The organism is Rhodococcus sp. C-2, from assembly GCF_027854095.1.
Classification (GTDB): domain Bacteria; phylum Actinomycetota; class Actinomycetes; order Mycobacteriales; family Mycobacteriaceae; genus Rhodococcus_F; species Rhodococcus_F qingshengii.
In genome coordinates, this window is sequence record NZ_JAQGFI010000015.1 from 29130 (window position 1) to 48075 (window position 18946).

16 protein-coding genes are annotated in these 18946 nt (G+C 63.2%); 9 read left to right on the forward strand and 7 right to left on the reverse strand.

All coding sequences use genetic code 11. The annotated features are described in order from the left end of the window. The first annotated feature begins 13 nt into the window (after positions 1–13). Entirely contained in the window at positions 14–532 is a 519-nt protein-coding gene (locus tag PCS43_RS27505; protein WP_007729094.1) for a hypothetical protein, read from the forward strand. A 67-nt stretch (positions 533–599) separates the two neighbouring features. Here the strand turns inward: PCS43_RS27505 and PCS43_RS27510 are convergent, their stop codons facing one another. Further along, the gene (locus tag PCS43_RS27510) at positions 600–2105 is read right to left on the reverse strand and encodes an MFS transporter (RefSeq protein WP_030537475.1); all 1506 of its coding nucleotides are present in this window, start codon (positions 2103–2105) and stop codon (positions 600–602) included. 424 nt (positions 2106–2529) lie between these two features. Next, positions 2530–5376 (reverse strand): leucine--tRNA ligase, encoded by a 2847-nt coding sequence (gene leuS, locus PCS43_RS27515; protein WP_058227434.1) that lies wholly within the window; start codon positions 5374–5376, stop codon positions 2530–2532. 101 nt (positions 5377–5477) lie between these two features. Here leuS and PCS43_RS27520 point away from each other — a divergent pair, with 101 nt between their 5' ends. Together PCS43_RS27520 and PCS43_RS27525 are read left to right on the forward strand one after the other, a co-directional pair. Continuing rightward, positions 5478–5972 (forward strand): SdpI family protein, encoded by a 495-nt coding sequence (locus tag PCS43_RS27520; RefSeq protein WP_058227433.1) that lies wholly within the window; start codon positions 5478–5480, stop codon positions 5970–5972. A 5-nt stretch (positions 5973–5977) separates the two neighbouring features. After that, on the forward strand, positions 5978–6937 hold the full coding sequence (locus tag PCS43_RS27525; protein ID WP_235808464.1) for a DUF1648 domain-containing protein: 960 nt from the start codon (positions 5978–5980) through the stop codon (positions 6935–6937). Here PCS43_RS27525 and PCS43_RS27530 read toward each other — a convergent pair. Next, positions 6906–7601 carry a FadR/GntR family transcriptional regulator gene (locus PCS43_RS27530; protein ID WP_047272655.1) on the reverse strand — a complete coding sequence of 232 codons (696 nt, stop codon included), beginning with the start codon at positions 7599–7601 and terminating at the stop codon, positions 6906–6908. The genes PCS43_RS27525 and PCS43_RS27530 overlap by 32 nt on opposite strands. A 162-nt stretch (positions 7602–7763) precedes the next feature. Here PCS43_RS27530 and PCS43_RS27535 point away from each other — a divergent pair, with 162 nt between their 5' ends. Beyond that, the gene (locus tag PCS43_RS27535; protein ID WP_003942549.1) at positions 7764–8933 is read left to right on the forward strand and encodes an MFS transporter; all 1170 of its coding nucleotides are present in this window, start codon (positions 7764–7766) and stop codon (positions 8931–8933) included. Between the two features lie 4 nt (positions 8934–8937). Next, positions 8938–9918, forward strand: coding sequence for a bile acid:sodium symporter family protein (locus PCS43_RS27540; protein WP_003942582.1), 981 nt, complete (start codon positions 8938–8940; stop codon positions 9916–9918). A 266-nt stretch (positions 9919–10184) separates the two neighbouring features. Here PCS43_RS27540 and PCS43_RS27545 read toward each other — a convergent pair whose 3' ends face one another. Continuing rightward, positions 10185–10790 carry a YqgE/AlgH family protein gene (locus PCS43_RS27545; RefSeq protein ID WP_003942572.1) on the reverse strand — a complete coding sequence of 202 codons (606 nt, stop codon included), beginning with the start codon at positions 10788–10790 and terminating at the stop codon, positions 10185–10187. 53 nt (positions 10791–10843) lie between these two features. Beyond that, positions 10844–11539, reverse strand: coding sequence for a TetR/AcrR family transcriptional regulator (locus PCS43_RS27550; protein ID WP_020971476.1), 696 nt, complete (start codon positions 11537–11539; stop codon positions 10844–10846). A 134-nt stretch (positions 11540–11673) separates the two neighbouring features. On the opposite strand from PCS43_RS27550, the gene PCS43_RS27555 reads away from it, so the two are divergent. Next, on the forward strand, positions 11674–12615 hold the full coding sequence (locus PCS43_RS27555) for an NAD-dependent epimerase/dehydratase family protein (protein ID WP_158170526.1): 942 nt from the start codon (positions 11674–11676) through the stop codon (positions 12613–12615). 14 nt (positions 12616–12629) lie between these two features. On the opposite strand, the gene PCS43_RS27560 is transcribed toward PCS43_RS27555, so the two are convergent. Further along, positions 12630–13787 carry a hypothetical protein gene (locus PCS43_RS27560; protein WP_209910649.1) on the reverse strand — a complete coding sequence of 386 codons (1158 nt, stop codon included), beginning with the start codon at positions 13785–13787 and terminating at the stop codon, positions 12630–12632. A 60-nt stretch (positions 13788–13847) separates the two neighbouring features. Here PCS43_RS27560 and PCS43_RS27565 point away from each other — a divergent pair, with 60 nt between their 5' ends. From PCS43_RS27565 to PCS43_RS27575, 3 genes are read left to right on the forward strand one after another with little or no spacing between them, the layout of a single operon-like run. Continuing rightward, a complete protein-coding gene (locus tag PCS43_RS27565) occupies positions 13848–14471 on the forward strand; it encodes a TetR/AcrR family transcriptional regulator (protein WP_209910652.1) in 624 nt (207 codons plus the stop codon). Then, positions 14455–16092 (forward strand): acyl-CoA dehydrogenase family protein, encoded by a 1638-nt coding sequence (locus PCS43_RS27570; RefSeq protein WP_209910655.1) that lies wholly within the window; start codon positions 14455–14457, stop codon positions 16090–16092. Before PCS43_RS27565 ends, PCS43_RS27570 begins: the two co-directional genes overlap by 17 nt. A gap of 23 nt (positions 16093–16115) precedes the next feature. After that, positions 16116–17423, forward strand: a complete 1308-nt coding sequence (locus PCS43_RS27575; protein WP_007729119.1) for an MFS transporter — start codon at positions 16116–16118, stop codon at positions 17421–17423. On the opposite strand, the gene PCS43_RS27580 is transcribed toward PCS43_RS27575, so the two are convergent. Beyond that, on the reverse strand, positions 17407–18858 hold the full coding sequence (locus PCS43_RS27580; protein ID WP_003942535.1) for a CCA tRNA nucleotidyltransferase: 1452 nt from the start codon (positions 18856–18858) through the stop codon (positions 17407–17409). The genes PCS43_RS27575 and PCS43_RS27580 overlap by 17 nt on opposite strands. Positions 18859–18946: the final 88 nt, after the last annotated feature.

The following is an 18946-nucleotide window of genomic DNA, read 5'->3' on the forward strand; positions in this document are numbered from 1 at the left end:
GGAGGTCGAGGAAATGGGTGAAGCGGCTCGGGTGGGCACCGATACGAGTCGGGTGGGCACCATGGTGGTCGAATGCCACGATACCGCGGCGGTTCTCGCACGTATTTCGTCGCTGGGGTGGAAGCTCGGCGTCGAGGTCGTCAGCCTGTCTACGTGGGTGTCCGTGACATCGCCGGGAGTCACCGGAATGTCGATCGCGTACCGTTGCCCGGCAACGATCTCCGACGCCATGTTGATCAAGCGTCTCAACAAGATCATCGGGATAGTTCGCATCAAGACGGACCACGGCCCGTTCGTTCCGGTGACACCGCAGGTCGGCCTACACGTCACCGCGACTTTCCAACGCGTCGATCCGGTGGCGCTGGTGGCGTACCGGCACGGCGCAACTGTGTGCAGTCAGGCGAACAATGTTCTGTCGGTACAACTCACCACCACCCGATCGATCGCGGACACATTCGTATCTGATCTGGCACAGGTCGCAGAGCGTCCGCTGCGGGGTGAGATCTCGCTGCAGGAGATTCATCTTGCATGACGTCGAAGTGCCACCACGGCGATGTGCGGCTACGGACGTTGGCCAGTAGCCGCACATCATCGTGTGATCAGTGAGCAGGGAGAAGGGACGTCTCCTGCTGCACACCGTCTTCTGCGCCGATCTGGACGATGTTTCGCGGCAGGAACACGGCTGCGATCGCGCCGAGAACTGCTGCAGCAGCACCGATCAGGAACGCGATACGCATGCCCTCGTCGGTGTAGAAGACAGCGCCCTCCATCGCCATCGCGATGTGCGAGTTCAAGACCGTGAAGGCGATGACGGGAAGCACTGCAGGGAAGATGCTCTGGAAGACCGCAACCATGCTCGCCGTGGTTGCCTGCAACTGCGGCGGCACTGCCTCGATGAGCAGGTTCGGGATGGAGGCGTAGCCCATACCCATACCGACACCGAAGATTCCGGCAAAGATGATGAGCAGAGGCTTGTTGTCGTGAATGGTTGCCGTCAACGTGAATCCGACTGCCATGAGGATCATTCCGATGATCATCAGCAGACGGGGCCGGATGTTGCGCCCCACGAGGAAGCCCACGATCAAACCACCGACCACCACCATGCCGCCAAGGGGCGCCTGGAAGATCGCGAATCCCTCTGCCGTCACGCCGAATCCGTATCCCAGGCCGAGAACTGCGGGGGTCATCACCATCATCGGCAGCAAAATCGTGAAGACTCCCGATGCGCCGTAGCAGAAACCGGCACCGACGGCGGTGAGCATCACCGAACGCTTGCCGAAGTAGCGCAGGTCGATCAAGGGCTCGCGGATGGCTCGGGCAGAGGCAACCCAAGCCACCAACAGTGCGACGCCGCCGATCAGGTAGGCCAGTGTCGAACCGTTCTTCCAGCCCCAGGTCGGGCCGAAGCTGACGCCGATCAGAATTCCGGCGATGCCCGATCCGAGCAGTACCGCGCCGATCAGGTCCAGCGAAGAGCGAAGTCGGACAGTCGATTCCGCCGTCGAAGCGAAGATCATGCCGCCGAGGAGAACCAGCCCGACGACAAAGAACCAGAAGATGCTCCGGAACCCGTGGTTGTCGATCAACCAACCGGAGACGAACGGCGCCGGAATCGCGATCAGACCCATACCGGAAGTCGCGATACTGACTGCCAGCGCAACAGTTTTCGGCGGGAAGACATCTCGAATGAGGGAGTAGCTCAGGAAGAGGCAGGGAACGAGAAGACCCGTCAATGACCGGCCCAGAATCAGGACGGCATAGCTCGGCGCAACCGCCGAAATGAAGGATCCGACCGCTGCGCCGGCGACCGCCAAGAGCAGGACTTTTCGCTTGCCGTACATGTCGGCGAGCTTTCCGAGCAGAGGAGACGCGACCGCCCCCAGCAGCAAGAACGACGTGAGCAGCCAAGCTCCCTGCGTCGTTTGATAATGCGCCGAGATGGCCGGCAGCGCAGTGGAAATCATCATGTAGCTCACCGCGAGCATCTCGAGAAGTAGAACGATCGACGCCAGAGAGAACACCAGTCGCGGAGTCCAACGCTCCGGTATCGATGTCGGTTCGGGCGCACTAGGAGACGAACCGGAGCTGTGGACGTGAGACGCCATGGCTGGAAGATCCTTTCGGGACACCTACAAATTCGATTGACCCCCTGTCGAATACCGCCGACGGGGGCCTTGCGGGGAAGTGCAGTGGAACGACAGCTACCGCTCTCGGCAACGTGTTACGTGCATCACAGCCCTCACATCGAACACGCGCTACCAAATGTTCCGTGGAGCGGGACATTCAGGACAACGACTGATTGGCGTCACAAACTCGAACCTGGCTTTGGATTATGAGCAACGGCAACGATTTTCGGTTCGAACTTGAACGTGGAGCCATTCCCATCTTCGAAATACCGACCACCCCGTACTTGACGATCCCGCCTTTGAGGTTCCCCCTCGGTGTCAACGTCGGGAATCATCCCCAGAAACGACTGTGCGCCGTTTCGGTAGCGGTAACTACCAAAACGGCGCACAGGGGCCGAAGGCCCTACAGAACTATGTTCACCATCTTGCCCGGCACAACGATCACCTTGCGGGGTGCGTTGCCCTCGAGCAGAGCGACGATCTTCTCGTCGGCCAGCGCAATCTCCTCGACAGCCTTGCGATCGGCATCCGCCGGGACGCTGATGCGGCTACGAACCTTGCCGTTGACCTGGATCGGGTACTCGACGGTATCCTCGACGAGCCACTTCTCCTCGACTGCCGGGAAGGGTCCGTGCGCAAGGGATTCCGTGTGACCCAGACGCGACCACAGCTCTTCCGCGAGGTGCGGCGCCAGGGGAGCGAGCATCAGCACCAGCGGCTCGACAGCAGCACGCGGCGCACCGCCCGGGAACGCCTTGGTGAGGTGGTTGTTGTACTCGATCAGCTTCGCGGCGGCCGTGTTGTCGCGCAGCGCCGTGTAATCCTCGATGACACCGGAAATCGCCTTGTTGAGCGCACGCAAAGTCTCCTCACCGGGCGCTTCGTCGGTGACACGGGGCTTGCCGGTCTCCTCGTCGATGACGACGCGCCACACTCGCTGCAGGAATCGCGCAGCACCGACGACGTCCTTGGTAGCCCACGGACGCGAGGTGTCCAGCGGACCCATCGACATCTCGTACACACGCAGAGTGTCTGCACCGAACTCGGCGCAGATCTCGTCCGGCGCAACGGCATTCTTCAGGCTCTTGCCCATCTTGCCGTACTCGCGGTTGACCTCGGCGCCTTCGTAGAAGAACTTGCCGTCACGCTCGACGACCTCTTCCGCCGGCACGTAGACGCCGCGGGCATCGGTGTACGCGAATGCCTGGATGTAGCCCTGGTTGTACAGGCGGCGGTACGGCTCGCTCGAGGACACGTAGCCCAGGTCGAACAGAACCTTGTGCCAGAAGCGCGAGTACAGCAGGTGCAGCACTGCGTGCTCGACGCCGCCGACGTACAGGTCGACTCCACCGGGATCGTTGGGGCCGTGCAGTTCCGGACGCGGGCCCGTCCAGTACGCCTCGTTCTGCGGGTCGCAGAAGGCGTCCTGGTTGGTGGGGTCGATGTAGCGCAGCTGGTACCACGAGCTACCTGCCCACTGCGGCATGACGTTGGTGTCGCGGTGGTAGGTCTGCAGACCGTCACCGAGATCGAGCTCGACGTTGACCCAGTCGGTCGCCTTGTTCAGCGGGGGAGAGGGCTCGGAGTTGGCGTCGTCCGGATCGAAGGACACGGGTGCGTAGTCCTCGACCTCCGGAAGCACCACGGGCAGAGCCGAATCCGGCAGAGCGTGTGCGTTGCCGTCCGCGTCGTAGACGATCGGGAAGGGCTCGCCCCAGTAACGCTGACGCGCGAAAAGCCAGTCGCGCAGCTTGTACTGGATGGTGCCCTTGCCCTGGCCGCTCTCCTCGAGGCGACTGATGACGGTCGCCTTGGCCTCCGCAACGTCCAGCCCGTCGAGGTAGTCGGAGTTCACCAGCGGGCCGTCACCGGAGTACGCAGCCTCCGAAACATTGCCACCGGCAATAACTTCGAGAATATCCAGACCGAACGCGTTCGCGAACTCCCAGTCACGGTGATCGTGTCCCGGAACTGCCATGATCGCACCGGTGCCGTAACCCGTCAGAACGTAGTCGGCGATGAAGATCGGGACCTTGTGGCCGTTGACCGGATTGACGGCGTAGGAACCGAGGAAGACGCCCGTCTTCTCCTTGTTTTCCTGACGCTCCAGGTCGGTCTTGGCGGCAATCGACTTACGGTATGCAGCAACAGCTTCCGCCGGCGTCGTGGCACCGCCAGTCCAGCGTGCGTCGACACCTTCGGGCCACTCGTCCGCGACGAGCTTGTCCACCAAGTCATGCTCAGGAGCCAGCGTCACATAGGTGGCGCCGAACAGCGTGTCCGGACGGGTGGTGAACACATCGACGCCGTACTCGCCTGCAGCAAAGGTAACTTCGGCACCGTACGAGCGTCCGATCCAGTTGCGCTGCATGGCCTTGACCTTGTCCGGCCAATCCAAGTACTCGAGGTCGTCGACCAGGCGATCGGAGTACGCGGTGATGCGCATCATCCACTGCTGGAGATGCTTACGGAAGACTGGGAAGTTTCCGCGGTCACTACGACCGTCGGCGGTGACTTCCTCGTTGGCCAGGACGGTACCCAAACCGGGGCACCAGTTGACCATCGAATCCGACTGGTAGACAAGGCGGTACGAGTCGACGACCTTTGCCTTCTCGGCGACTGTCAGCGACGCCCACTCGCGTCCGTCTTCCAGAGCGCGCTCACCGGAATCGAACTCGGCTTCCAGCTCGGAGATACGACGGGCCTTGCCTGCAGCCTTGTCGTACCAGGCGCCGTGGATCTGCAGGAAGATCCACTGCGTCCAGTGGTAGAAGTCGACGTCCGTCGTCGCGAGGCTACGACGCTCGTCGTGCCCCAGACCCAGGCGTCGCAGCTGGCGCTTCATGTTGGCGATGTTGGACTCGGTGGTCGTCCGCGGGTGGGTACCCGTCTGCACGGCGTACTGCTCGGCCGGGAGACCGAACGCGTCGTAGCCGAGGGTGTGCAGGACATTGCGCCCCTGCATGCGATGGAAGCGCGCGAAGACGTCCGTAGCGATGTATCCGAGCGGGTGACCGACGTGCAGGCCCGAACCCGAGGGGTACGGGAACATGTCCTGCACGAAGAGCTTGTCGGCGGGAACACCGTCGGGCGAGGAGAGCGGACCGACCGGATTGGGCGCGTTGAACGTGCCTTCCTCACTCCAGCGGTCCTGCCAGTGCTGCTCGATCTGGCCGGCGAGCTCCGCGGTGTAGCGGTGCTGCGGAGTTGCGTCGGCTGGTGAATCGGGGGACTGCGGAGACTCGGTCACTGTGGTCGCTATCTACTTGGCTGACGGAAATACCGATAACCAGGGTAGAGCCTGCACGACCCGGGCATACCATCAACTCCACTCGCGCCTATCCTGTATGGGTGATCGTTGTCGCTGTGGTGCTATTCGTGCTCGCTGTCGCCGTCGGTGGAGTTGCTGTCGCCGGACTGATCGGCAAACTCCCGCGCAACCGCTGGGCCGGTGTCCGCACCGAGGATTCCCTGCGGAGCGAGGAGTCGTTCGCCCTCGCCAACAAGGTGGCCGGTCCGACCATGCTCGCGGCCGCCGGAATGTTGGTCATCGGCGGAGTCGCAGCACTGACCATCGGCGGAGTCTTCGGCGTCGCAGTCGCGATCATCGCCGTCGTCGTCGCCGTCCTCACCGCCGGTTTCGGTGGAGGCATCGGTGCCCGTGCTGCCGCCGCACTCCCGCAGCAGAGCGGATGCGGTAACGACTGCAACTGCGGCGGACACTCCGAGCCTGCCGCAGACGAGCCGGTGGCGGAGACCTCCGAGGCCAAGGCGAACGCTGCCGCTTGCGGTACCGCTTCCTGCGGTGCCTGCGCGCTCAAGGATGCTTGCCAGCCGGCTCATTGATTCACGTGAAACATCGCGTGGTCGACCCGGCCGGGGTCGTATTCGGGCTAGTCGTTCCGCTGTTGTGTGCGGTCTTCGGCTTCGTCCTGACAAAAATTTGGGAGCCCCGCCTCCCGGAACAGATCGCGACTCACTGGACCACCACCTCGCCGGACGGATTCTCCACCCCGTCGGCCAACGCCTGGACCATTGCACTTCTGACGCTGCTCTTCGGTGGCGGCCTGAGTGCGATTGCTGCTCTTGCTCCCGCGATGCTGATGATGCGCCGATTCATGTTGGTTGTCGGGCTGAGCGTGGTCGGGCTCATCACGACAGTGAACTTCGCTTTGCTCTACACCCAACTCGATGTCACCGATCCATCCACGACGTCACTCCCGCTGTGGTCTATCGGTGTCGGCTTTGTCATCGGCGGGGTGCTGGGGTGGATCGGCGCCTCGTTCCTGCGTGACTACCGCGTCCGCACTCTTGCCACGATCGAACCCTCGGCCGGGTTGCCGCGAAGCCGCTGCGCTCTCCCCATCTCCGACGACGTCGGATTCAGCACCAAGGGGTCGGTGATCCTCACTGCGATCACTCTGGCGCCCGGAGTCATCATGGCGTTGGCGATGCGGTCACTCTGGCCGCTGTTCATCTTCGGGGCACTCGGACTGCTCGTCGTCAGCCTGGTTCGCTTCCGGGTGATCGTCGACGAACGGGAAATCCGGGTGATCAACATGGGGATGGCTGCGATGACCTACGGCATCGAGGAAGTTGTCGGAGCCGACGTCGCGGAGATCAAACCGTTCGCGGACTTCGGCGGCTGGGGACTCAAGACCAAGGGTCGTCGTAACTACGGCGTCGTCACCCGCACCGGGCCAGCGGTGGTCATCACGTTCGCTTGTGGCGACCGACTCACGATCACGACACCCGGAGCCGAAGACATCGCCGGGTCACTCAATCGATTGGCCGACGCCCGGACTCGGTAACCGCCGAGCCTGAACCGATCGCTTCCTGAGTCTTCTCGAGATACCCACACGCCGCAGCCCTGGCTTTGGTGACATCGCGTTCGGCGATGGCTTCGGCAACTCCCTGATGATGCGAAGACGTCAGCGACGGCGGATGCACCCCTTCGGTCACCTCGTAGGTGGCTCGAACTGTTTCGAGGATTCCGGCAAACAGATCTTTCAGCACGGGATTGTGGGCGGCATCGACAACGGCAATGTGAAACGCGAGATCGACGTCGACGAAGTTCTCGGCCGGGACGTCACGCTTGGTGGCCAGCTCACGAAGTATCCGGACGTCGTCGTCGCTGCGACGCTCACACGCCAACCGGACCGCTTCCATCTCGAGCGCACGACGCACTTCGAAGACGTATTTCATCTCGTCGACGGACGCGTGTCTGCCGAGCAGTCCGCCGATGTCGGTCCGAGCGCGCACGAAGGTCCCTGATCCGCGACGGATCTCCAGGACTCCCGTCGAGGTCAATGTCTTGATCGCTTCGCGCACGGTGTTCCGGCCGACGCCGAGAACACTCATCAGCTCCGGCTCGGTCGGAACACGATTGCCCACTGTCCAGACGCCGTCGGAGATCTGCGCGCGCATCCAGTCGAGGGATTGCTCGTACGCGGACTCTTTGCGAACAACGGTCATCAGCTCATCCTCACAGCATTAGCGGCGATCATTCCACTCACCTACGATACGTAGGACGACCCATGTATTTTCGCACTCTGTCTTCAGGAGGGGCTTCCCACGTCCGCCACAGCTGTCGCCACCGAAGAACGCACACGCCGCACCAATCGACACTTCTACGGCGTGGGCTACGTCCTCACCGTGATCCTCTTGGGCGCGAACATGCCCACCTCCGTCTACGGGCTCTACCGGACCGAGTTCGGATTCACGCCCACCATCCAGACGCTGATCTACGGCGTCTACGTCGCCGGCCTCGTTCCGGCATTGCTGTTCTTCGGACCGCTGTCCGACGCCCTCGGCCGACGCACCGTGCTCCTTACTGCACTCGCTCTGAGCGTCGTCGGCACGCTCGTTCTGGCATTTGCCGACGCGACGGTGTGGTTGTTCGTCGGCCGGATTGCCCAGGGAATCGCGGTGGGCGCGGCCAGTGCGGCGGGCAGCGCCGCATTGGTGGAGCAGGAACCGAAGTTCGATCACCGACGAGCAGCGCTCGTATCGACGGTGACGGGCGCGTTGGGCGGTGCGCTCGGACCACTCGTGTCCGGTGCAATCGCCCAGTACCTTCCACAACCGCTGCGGTTGCCGTATCTGATCTTCCTCGTCGCGTTCATCCCGGCACTGATCGTGTTGCTGCTACTTCCGCGGATCGGGGACGTCACACGCCCGAAGCGGTTCTTCCAGATGCCACATGTTCCCGCCGCCATTCGCGAGACTTTCTGGCTCAGCTCGCTCGCCGTCGCGCTGTCGTGGGGCGCGGTCGGGCTCTTCCAGTCGGTGGTCCCGTCGTGGATGACCAGCCTGCTGAACATCGACAACCTTCTACTCGGCGGCGGGGCGGCCGCACTGGTGATGATCTGCTCGGTGGTCGCGCAACTCGGCGGAAGCCGCATGGACCCGCGCACGTCCGTCACCGCCGGCCTGGGAATCCTCGCTCTGGGAATGATCGGCCTCCTCGTGGTCGACCTCGTCCCGAGCCTGGCACTGCTGGGCGTCATCACCGTCGTGGTCGGCGCCGGGCACGGTCTGGCGTTTGCCGGCGGCATGAAGCGCGTCAACGCCGCCGCCCGGACCCACGCCCGCGAGAGCCACGGCGGAGTTCTGGCCGCGTTCTTCACCGTCAGCTACGCGGGACTGGCGATCCCGTCGATCATCGCGGGTATCGCCATCACCCTCCAGGGAATGCAGACGGCCATCATCGAGCTGTCGATCATCGGGACGCTGCTGTGCCTGGCGGTGATGGGCTTCAACCTTCGTGGGGCTCGAGAGCCCGCTGAAGCTCGCCGTTATCCTTAGCCAGGTGAAGTTTCTCAGCAGGTTCTACATCGACGGGTTCATCCTCGGCATCATCATCGCCGGCGTGCTCGGAAGTGTGTTCCCGGTATCGGGTACCGCGGAGAGCATTCTGAACTGGGCCACCAAGATCGCCATCGGCTTCTTGTTCCTGCTCTACGGCGCACGACTCTCGCCGCAGGAAGCCTGGAAGGGCGTCAAGCACTGGCGACTGCACACCGTCGTCCTCGCCGCGACGTTCGTGCTGTTCCCACTGATCGGCCTAGCACTGCGATTCCTGTCGCCGACGCTGATCAGCGACGAGCTCTACACCGGCATCCTCTACATGTGCCTGGTTCCGTCGACGGTTCAGTCTTCGATCGCGTTCACCTCGATCGCCAAGGGGAATGTCGCGGGCGCGATCGTCAGTGCGTCGTTCTCCAACCTGATCGGCGTCTTCGTCACACCGCTGCTGGTGGTTCTGCTGATGAACACCACCGGCCAGGCGACGGTCGACTTCTCGTCGATCCTCGACATCGTCGTGCAGTTGCTGATCCCGTTCATCGTCGGTCAGCTGATCCGCCCGCTGGTGATCGGATGGCTGCAGAAGTACGCCGAACCCACCAAGTACGTCGATCGCGGATCGATCCTCCTCGTTGTCTTCGCCGCCTTCAGCGAAAGCATGAAAGAGGGGATCTGGAGCACCATCACGATCTGGCAGATCGTGATCCTCACAATCGTGTGCTGCCTGATTCTCGCACTGGTTCTCGGCGTGACCACTCTCGCGGGGCGCAAGCTCGGGTTCGATCTTCCCGATCAGATCGTCATCATCTTCTGCGGGTCGAAGAAGTCCTTGGCAACGGGCCTACCGATGGCGGCTGTACTGTTCGCGGGCCAGCCCGTCGGCCTGATCGTGTTGCCGCTGATGATCTTCCATCAGATCCAACTGATCGTCTGTGCTGCGATGGCGCAACGCTTCGCGAATCGGGATCCGGTCAGCGTCAGCTAGCGAGCAACTCGCCTCGGGTCGCGTCGACGCAGCCGCAACCGCCCTGCAGTTCAGCACAATCGATGGACAGCGCATGGCGGACCGATGCCAAGTCGAGGCAGTTCGCGCCGGTGCATTCGAGTGATCCGTCGGCATGCCGCAGCAAAGAATCGTGGCAGTGATCGACATCCGAAACACAATACGCGCACTGGATCTGACGCTCAGCGAGCATTACTGCCACCTCTCTCGAAAACGATGACACAGGAATATCATCGACCTCCGACAAGTCAGTTTCGTTCCACCTCGATGGGGTGGCTGGCCAGCATCGCCACGGGTAGCGGCTGGCGTCGTAGCACCCGTGCCCAGACATCGACTCGGGGCGGCGTCAGCACATCCGACGGCAGCGAGCTGATCACCATCCAGTCTTCACGCTCGAGCTCCGAATCCAGCTGGCCCAGAGTCCAACCCGAGTACCCGGCAAAAATTCGGATCCCTTCGACCAGAGGAGCAATGACCTCCGGGTCCGAGTCCAGATCCACCATGACTACCTTGCCGTCCACCCGCCGCAGACCGGCGACGCCGTCGATCCGCGCACCGTTGCGAGCGATGCCCAGGCAAAGCGCCGAGTCACGCTTGACTGGTCCACCGATGTACAGGGCCGAAGGATGCGCGGTCAGCGGTGACCACTGCGGCAACACGTTCTGCACGGCCGTCTCACTCGGCCGATTGACGACGACGCCCAGGCTCCCGGCGTCGTTGTGCTCGATCATGTAGATGACGGTGCGGCGAAATGCGGGTTCCGTGAGATCGGTCGACGACACCAACAAACTGCCCGGACGAACCTCCGGTTCTATCCAAGCCATTCGATCCTCGGGTTCTTCTGCGTGCGCCACAAGGACATCATCTCACCGACAACTGCGCGCGGAGGAACGAGACACAAGCGTGTTCAGGTCAGACCCGCCACATCGGCAAGTAGTGCCAAATGCCGCTCGAAAATCTCGCTCGCGTCGGTGAACGTATCGCTTCCGTACTGCCCGAACACCTCGAAGTTCACCGAACCGAACAGCGATACCCAGACGAGAGTTGCGCGCACCGCGGCATCCGGCGGCAGGTCGGTGCCCAGTTCTTTCCGCACTCCCTCGAGGTCCGTTGCCAGCGTGTCACTCAGGTCCGGGCCCTCTCGCACCGTGAGTGCACCCGCGCGATGGGCGGCGTCGATGATCCCGATCAGCCGGGTCACGACGAGGGTGCCAGGGCCGGTGGTCTGCTCGCCCGGAGCGTCGTAACCGGGGACGGGGCTGCCGAACAGTAATCCGTATCGAGCCGGCTCCCGGATCGCCCAACTCCGGACGGCACGTCCGAGAGCAATGAACTGTCCGCGAAAATCTTCTGCTGCAACGGCATTCACGGCGGAGTCCACTTCCGCGCCCAGTTCCGTGTACCCGTCCACCACCAGCAAGGTCAGCAGTTCGTCGCGACTGGCGACGTAGCGGTACACCGCTGAGGACACGACTCCCAGATCACGCGCGACGGCCCTCAAGGACAACGCGGCGGCGCCGACGGCAGCAAGATGCTCGCGCCCGATCCGGGTGATGTCCTGCAGCGTCTGTTCGCGCGCCCGCTCTCGGGGAGTCCCAACCATGAGTCCATCTTGCCCCATGACCGAGAGCACTATCAACAAAAGAGAGCACTGCTCTTGACAGCACTGAGGCGCGGGTGCATTCTTGAAAACGAGAGCAGTGCTCTCAGTTCACTCGAAACAAGAAGGAGCACACCATGTCGAACCTCGAAATCGTCACCGGAGCAGGACCCGTCGGATCCGCCGTCGCATTACAGCTCGCCGAGCAGGGAATCAACGTCCGGCTCCTGACCAGGTCCGGCAGCGGGCCCGAGCACCCGCTGATCGACCGCCGACGCGTCGACGTCTCGGATGCCGAGGCCCTGCGCTCGGTCAGCGAGGGCGCCACGGCCATCTACCACTGCATCCACGCTGCTTACAACGCAGCCGATTGGGAGCGGGAACTCCCGGCGGCCGAGAAGGTTGTGCTCGACGCGGCCGCATCCATCGGTGCCGTCGTGGTCTTCCCCGAAAGCCTCTACGCCTACAACTCCGACACCCTGATGACCGAATCCGATCCACGTAACGCCACCGGCGGCAAGCGCGGAGTGCGCACCGCGCTGCTGCGTGCTCGCGAGGCCTCTGCAACACCCACCGTCAGCGTCGTGGCCTCGGACTTCTTCGGTCCCCGCGTCCGCACTGCCCACGCCGGCGAGCGCATGGTTCCGAAAGTCATGGCAGGTAAGAAGATTCGTGTCATCGGTTCCGCAGATCAGCCGCACTCCTTCACCTACATCCCCGATCTCGCAGCAGCGATGATCGCGGCGGCACACAACCCCGAACTTTGGAACTCCGTCCTCCACGCACCCACCGGCCCCGCGCTCACTCAGCGCAAGATCGCCGAGGCCTTCGCCCGCGCCGCCGGGGCATCCCCCGCCAAGGTGGGTGTACTCCCCGCCTGGGTGCTCGACGCCGTCGGCAAGATCAACACCGACAGCCGCGAACTCGCGGAGATGAACTACCAGTTCACCAAGCCGTTTGTCATGGACTCGAGTGCCAGCGAAGTGCTGCTCGGACTCTCGCCGACGCCGCTCGATCAGGCCGCCGAAGCGACCGTCGCGTGGTGGCGCGAGGAACAGGCTCGCACCGCTGCCGCGTGAAGTGGCTGCACACGCTACGCAGGTGCGTACCGCCAGGAAAGTCCGCCGTCACCGAGTCCCGCTACCCAGCCACCACCGAAAGGCCGACCCGTTTCCAGGGAATCTACGAGATCGGCGAGCATCGCGCTGATCGAAGTCCACTGAGGTCCGGCGGCGTCCGCGTTCTCACGGGCATACTCGGTCACACAGCCTGACAGCTCCCCTTGCCTTGTGTCGCAGAATAATTCGTATCCGTCGCGGCAGGCGAAGGTCGTGTAGTCCGGAAGAAACTTTCCGATCGGGGTTCCTGCCGGTTGAGCACGGTCCGACAATGAGGGAACACTCTCCGGGACATCTCGCAGCTCGTACGCTGCCGGGGCTCTGCGGTGATTGGCCAACAGCTCGTCCAGATTGAGCATGTCGTGTTGGGGAAGGAACTGCATCCAGGCGCCGGGGGCGAAGCCGTTCTGGACCGAGTAGAGGTCTTTCAATTCGGTTGGCCATGCGATTCCGCTCAGTGCCTCGACCCGGTCGATTTCCGATTGCGCGGCTCCGGGCGCGAACGCATCCAGTGCTTGCGGAAATCCGTTTTCGGAAAACCAGGCGGCGATCCGTTCCCATTGCCGGCGCACTGATGTTGGTTCGGTCACGCTGTGAGCGTGGATACCCTCAGTCGCTTTCTTTTGCACGCCTCCTGGCCGTGGGGGGATCGTGAGGTGCCTGTCATCGCCGTAGACGTCCCGTACTTCGACCTTGTCGCCTGACTTGAAGAGATGAATCGGCTCGAATTCCGCGACGGGCCAGATCTGGATGAAAGCTTCAGGGTCGGCTTGATCAAAGTCCCTGCCGCGCACCGAGGCTCGGATGCGGTAGAGGCCAATCGGTAGGCGCTCGAGGAATCCGAACTCGTGGACCCGTTCGCCTGTCAATCGAAGTGGTGGTAGACCAGCGACAACGCTCTCGAGCGTGCCTTCTTCGATGGTCTCCCAATCATCGAGAGCGGGAATTCCCGGGTCCACATCCAGCGTGTCGACGGTGATCCGGACCGGGCCGGCGGTCGAACTCAACGCCAAGCGAGCGACAACGGGACTCAACCCGATGACCTTGCCGTAAGTGTGGACATACGGTTCACGAGGTCGCGGACCGAGAACCAGAACCGGAACTTCGAAATCGACTTTCGCCGTGGTAGCCATGTCGTCATTCTCCAGCAGTCAGCCTTGACGCAAGAACGGAACGGGTGTTCACTTCTTCACATGGCCTATCGCCGCACTCCGGCAGTACAGGAAAGATTGGACGCCCAACGCGCCCGACTGCTCGAGGCCGCCACGACGGCAGTGGCAACTCACGGCTATGCGGGATGTTCCATCGCCGCGGTGGCCAAACACGCCGGCGTCGGCACCGGGACGCTGTATCGACATTTCGACGGCAAGGGCGAATTGTTCGCCGAAGTGTTCCAATCAGTCTGCAGCCGTGAGGTATCCGCGGCCCGGGACGCCGGAGACAGCGCCCGACATCTGGAAGGCAACCACCGCTCCGCTGTATCAGCGTCGGTTCGGACCTTCGCCGAACGTGCCATGCGTGCACCGGTTCTCGCCTATACCCTGCTGGTGGAACCGGTAGATCCTCTCGTCGACGAACAGCGGTTGATGTTTCGCGAATCGTTCCGCGATTGCCTGGCCACCGCAATTCGCTCAGCAGTCGAATCCGGTGAGATACCGCCACAGGACGCCACTCTGACGGCAGCGTGCATCGTCGGGGCAATCGGCGAGGCCCTGATCCTTCCACTGCGCGGCGGCACCACCGATCCCGCTGCGATCGACGCCATTCTCGCCTTCACCCTTCGATCGTTAGGGAGCTTCGATGACACCCACGCATGAAGTCACCAATCAGGTTCCGCCCCTGATCGATTACGACGCAGCCGAATACGCGCCGCTTCTCGAGGCACTGCAACGTGAAGGAGCTTCGGACGCACTCGAGGAGGTTCATCAGGTTGGAATCCGCGCCGGAAGCGCGCAGGCCCAGGAGTGGGGCGATCTGGCCGAGGAGCACCCACCTGTCCTGAGAACCCACGACCGCTACGGCAACCGTATCGACGAGGTCCGCTACGACCCCGCCTATCACCAACTCATGAGCACCGCAGTGGAATTGGGACTGCACGGCGCTCCGTGGGTTGACCCGAATCCACACGCACACCTCGTCCGCGCCGCGAAGATGGCCGTGTGGGGTCAAACCGATGCCGGCCACGGCTGTCCCATCTCCATGACGTACGCCGTGATCCCCGCGCTGCGGCACAACGCGGATCTGGCCGCGCAGTACGAACCCCTCCTGACCACGCGGCACTACGATTCGGCGCTGAAAGCTCCCCTCACCAAACCCGGATTGATCGCCGGTATGTCGATGACGGAAAAACAGGGCGGTTCGGATGTTCGTGCCGGAACCACAAGGGCAGTGCCACAATCCGACGGCAGCTACCTGCTGACGGGCCACAAGTGGTTCACCTCCGCGCCGATGTCGGACGTGTTCCTCGTCCTCGCCCAGGCACCGGGTGGTCTGTCGTGCTTCTTCCTGCCTCGGGTCCTGCCGGACGGCACGCTCAACAACATGTACCTGCAGCGTCTGAAGGACAAGTTGGGCAATCATTCCAACGCGAGTAGTGAGGTCGAGTACCGCGACGCTCTCGCGTGGATGGTCGGCGAAGAAGGCCGGGGCGTGCGCACCATCATCGAGATGGTCAACATGACCCGGTTGGACTGCACGATCGGCACGGCCACCGGCATGCGCGTCGGCACCATGCAGGCAGTTCACCACGCGACGCATCGAAGTGCTTTCGGCGCCAACCTGATCGACCAACCCTTGATGCGAAACGTTCTGGCAGATCTGGCGGTGGAATCGGAAGCGTCGACCACGGTCGCGATGTGGCTGGCCGCTCTGACCGACCGCGCAACCGCAGGCGATGCCCACGCCAGCGCACTACGACGCATTTCGTTGGCCGTGAGTAAGTACTTCGTCTGCAAGCGCGGACCGATCCACGCTGCCGAGGCACTCGAGTGTCTGGGCGGAAACGGATACGTGGAGGAATCCCGGATGCCGCGCCTCTATCGCGAGGCTCCGCTCCTTTCGGTGTGGGAGGGTTCCGGCAACGTCGCGGCGCTCGACACACTGCGGGCGATGGCCAAGCAACCCGAAACACTGCAGGTGTTCTTCGACGAGCTGAAACGAGCCAGTGGAGTGGACGGCCACTTCGATCAGGCCGTGCGGGATCTCCAGGCGGCTTTCGGCGATTTCGACGACATCGAATACCGGGCACGAAAGATCGTCGGCGACATGGCGCTCGCACTGCAGGCCTCGCTGTTGCTCCGCTACGGGCACCCCGCGGTGGCCGACGCGTTCTGCGCGAGTCGGCTCGGAAACAGCTGGGGGAGTGTGTTCGGAACGCTGCCGAGGGGCGTGGACGTCGCGCCGATCCTCGAGCGGGCCACCGTCAAGATCGGCGCCTGACCCACCCACTACAGTTTCCGCTTATGAACCGAGCCTCGAACCGCCGCGAGGCCTGGCAGCGCGTACTGCACACCCTGCGTGAATCACCCGGCCTCGGAAGGCTGGCGCTCGTCCGCTTTTCCAGCCAGTTCGGTGACGGAATGTTCCAGGCCGCGCTCGGCGGCGCAATCCTCTTCAACCCGGAACGCGAAACCGATCCGGTGGCGATAGCGGCCGGCTTTGCCGTACTGCTCCTTCCTTATTCGGTGATCGGCCCCTTTGCCGGCGCTCTGCTGGATCGTTGGGACCGCCGCCTGGTGCTCCTGTGGGCGAGCGTGCTCCGCGGGCTCTTCATCCTGACCACTGCGGTGCTGCTGGTCGCCGGCGGCGGTGACACTCTGTTGTTGACCTGTGCGCTTGCTGCAATCGGAGTCAGTCGCTTCGTCGGGGCAGGCGTATCCGCAGCCCTGCCGAAGGTCGTCCGACAATCGTGGCTGGTGGCAACCAATTCCGTTCTCACAACGGCTGGTTCGGTGGTAGCCGCTCTTGGTGCTTCGGCAGCGGTGGCGATCATCGGCATGATCGGCGCGGGGGATCGAGCGTCAGGCGCCGCCGTGGCCATCGCAGCACTGGGATCGGTGATCGCGGCCCTCGCCGCGGCCAGGTTCACCGCCCGCTCACTTGGTCCGGTCGCCGACGAAGTGGTCCGCGCCAGTGCCGTCCGTTCGGTGACGGCCGGACTGCGCACCGGGGCAACCGCTGTCTGGGAGGCGCCCGGCGTCACCACGGCGATGATCGGAATCGGAGCGCACCGCATCTGCTTCGGCATCAACACCCTCATCATGGTGCTGGTCCTGCGCGACACCTCGAACGGCTCCCAATTACCTGGAGGGATGGCCGGATTCGGCGTCGCCGTCGGCGCCACGGCAATCGGAATGCTGATCGCGGCATTGATCACACCGTTCCTCATCCCGCGGATCGGTCGCTCACGGACGATCACCTACGCCCTGGTGTGCGCGGTTCTCGTCCAGCTCGTCTTCGTGACCACGCTGACTCAGGGGTCGCTGCTGATCGCCGCTTTCCTGCTCGGCATCGCCGGCCAGTCCGTGAAACTCAGCGGCGACGCGGCCATGCAGATCGACATCGACGACGACCGTCGTGGTCAGGTATTCGCCCTGCAGGACACCGTGTTCAACGTCGCGTTCATCGGTGCGATCGCGGCAGCGTCGACGGTGATCGCACCCGACGGCAAGAGCGTCGGCCTGGCCGTTGCCGGTGCGGGTGTCTATGCCGCCGGATTGTCAGCGGTGCTGATCAACCGCAAGAAACGAGAAACTAGCCCTGCTGGGTAGCCCACCACTTCAGCAGTTCGGCCTCGGCCTCGTCACGCTCGAGCGGGCCGCGATCCAGACGTAGTTCCTTGAGGAACGTCCATGCCTTGCCCACCTGCGGGCCGGCCGGGATGTTCAGCAGCTCCATGATGGCGTTGCCGTCGAGGTCCGGACGCACCCGAGCGAGGTCTTCCTGCTCCGCGATACGCGCGATCCGCTCTTCGATGTCGTCGTACGTGGCCTGCAGCTGCGCGGCGCGACGCTTGTTGCGTGTGGTGCAGTCGGCCCGCACGAGCTTGTGCAAGCGGGGGAGCAGCTCGCCCGCGTCGGTGACGTACCGCCGCACCGCCGAGTCGGTCCACTGTCCCTTGCCGTAGCCGTGAAAACGCAAGTGCAGGAACACGAGCTGTGAGACGTCGTCGACCATCTGCTTCGAGAACTTCAGTGCCCGCATGCGCTTGCGCACCAGCTTGGCGCCGACCACCTCGTGGTGGTGGAAGCTGACCCCACCGCCAGGCTCGTTACGCTTGGTATCCGGCTTTCCGATGTCGTGAAGCAGTGCTGCCCAACGCAATACAAGGTCCGGATCGCCTTCTTCGAGATCGATCGCCTGCTGGAGCACCGTGAGGGAGTGCTGGTAGACGTCCTTGTGCTGGTGATGCTCGTCGATCTCGAGCTTCATCTGCGGAACCTCGGGCAGCACGTATGCAGCCAGTCCGGAGTCGACCATCATGTTGATGCCGTCCACCGGGTACATGCCCAGCATCAGTTTGTTCAGCTCCACCTGCACACGCTCGGCGGTGATTCGCTCGATCTGCGACGCCATCTCCTTGATGGCCTCGAAAACACGATTGTTCAACGTGAAACCAAGCTGCGAGACGAACCGGGCAGCACGCAGCATCCGCAGCGGATCGTCGTTGAACGAGTTTTCCGGCGCCGACGGCGTATCGAGCTCTCCGGCCAACAGCGCGTCCATGCCGTTCAGCGGATCGACAAACGTGTAGGAACCGTCCGCGCCGATCTTCATCGCCATCGCGTTGACGGTGAAATCGCGGCGCACCAGATCGTCGGCCAACGTCGTGCCGTACTCGACTATCGGATTACGAGAGACGCGATCGTAAGCGTCGGCCCGGAAGGTCGTGATCTCGATCTCCTGGCCGTGCTTGATGGCGCTGATGGTCCCGAACTCGATGCCCGTGTCCCACTGCTTGTCCACCCAGCCCTTGAGCAGAGCCTGAACCTTCTCCGGCCTGGCGTCCGTCGTGAAGTCCAGATCGCCACTGAAGCGGCCGAGGATCGCGTCGCGAACACTGCCACCCACCAGGAACAGCTCGTGACCGGCCGCAGCAAAACGCTCACCGAGCGGGTTCAACACGTCGGACAACGTGCCGAGCGTTGCAGTGGCGTCGGCAAGCAGTCGTAGGCGGCGATCAGCGTCGGAGGTAGGGACAGTCACGTGAAAGGAGCTTACTTAAGGTGCGCAAATAGCAGAACGCGCATACGAACGCGATAGACCGCTTTGCGCGGGTTACCGGGCAACGCTG

Excerpts from the sequence above, each read along its gene's own strand:
- PCS43_RS27505 (WP_007729094.1), top strand. The coding sequence starts at position 14 with ATGGGTGAAGCGGCTCGGGTGGGCACCGATACGAGTCGGGTGGGCACC.
- PCS43_RS27510 (WP_030537475.1), bottom strand. The coding sequence starts at position 2,105 with ATGGCGTCTCACGTCCACAGCTCCGGTTCGTCTCCTAGTGCGCCCGAA.
- PCS43_RS27530 (WP_047272655.1), bottom strand. The coding sequence starts at position 7,601 with ATGACCGTTGTTCGCAAAGAGTCCGCGTACGAGCAATCCCTCGACTGG.
- PCS43_RS27550 (WP_020971476.1), bottom strand. The coding sequence starts at position 11,539 with ATGGTTGGGACTCCCCGAGAGCGGGCGCGCGAACAGACGCTGCAGGAC.
- PCS43_RS27555 (WP_158170526.1), top strand. The coding sequence starts at position 11,674 with ATGTCGAACCTCGAAATCGTCACCGGAGCAGGACCCGTCGGATCCGCC.
- PCS43_RS27560 (WP_209910649.1), bottom strand. The coding sequence starts at position 13,787 with ATGGCTACCACGGCGAAAGTCGATTTCGAAGTTCCGGTTCTGGTTCTC.
- PCS43_RS27565 (WP_209910652.1), top strand. The coding sequence starts at position 13,848 with ATGGCCTATCGCCGCACTCCGGCAGTACAGGAAAGATTGGACGCCCAA.
- PCS43_RS27570 (WP_209910655.1), top strand. The coding sequence starts at position 14,455 with ATGACACCCACGCATGAAGTCACCAATCAGGTTCCGCCCCTGATCGAT.
- PCS43_RS27575 (WP_007729119.1), top strand. The coding sequence starts at position 16,116 with ATGAACCGAGCCTCGAACCGCCGCGAGGCCTGGCAGCGCGTACTGCAC.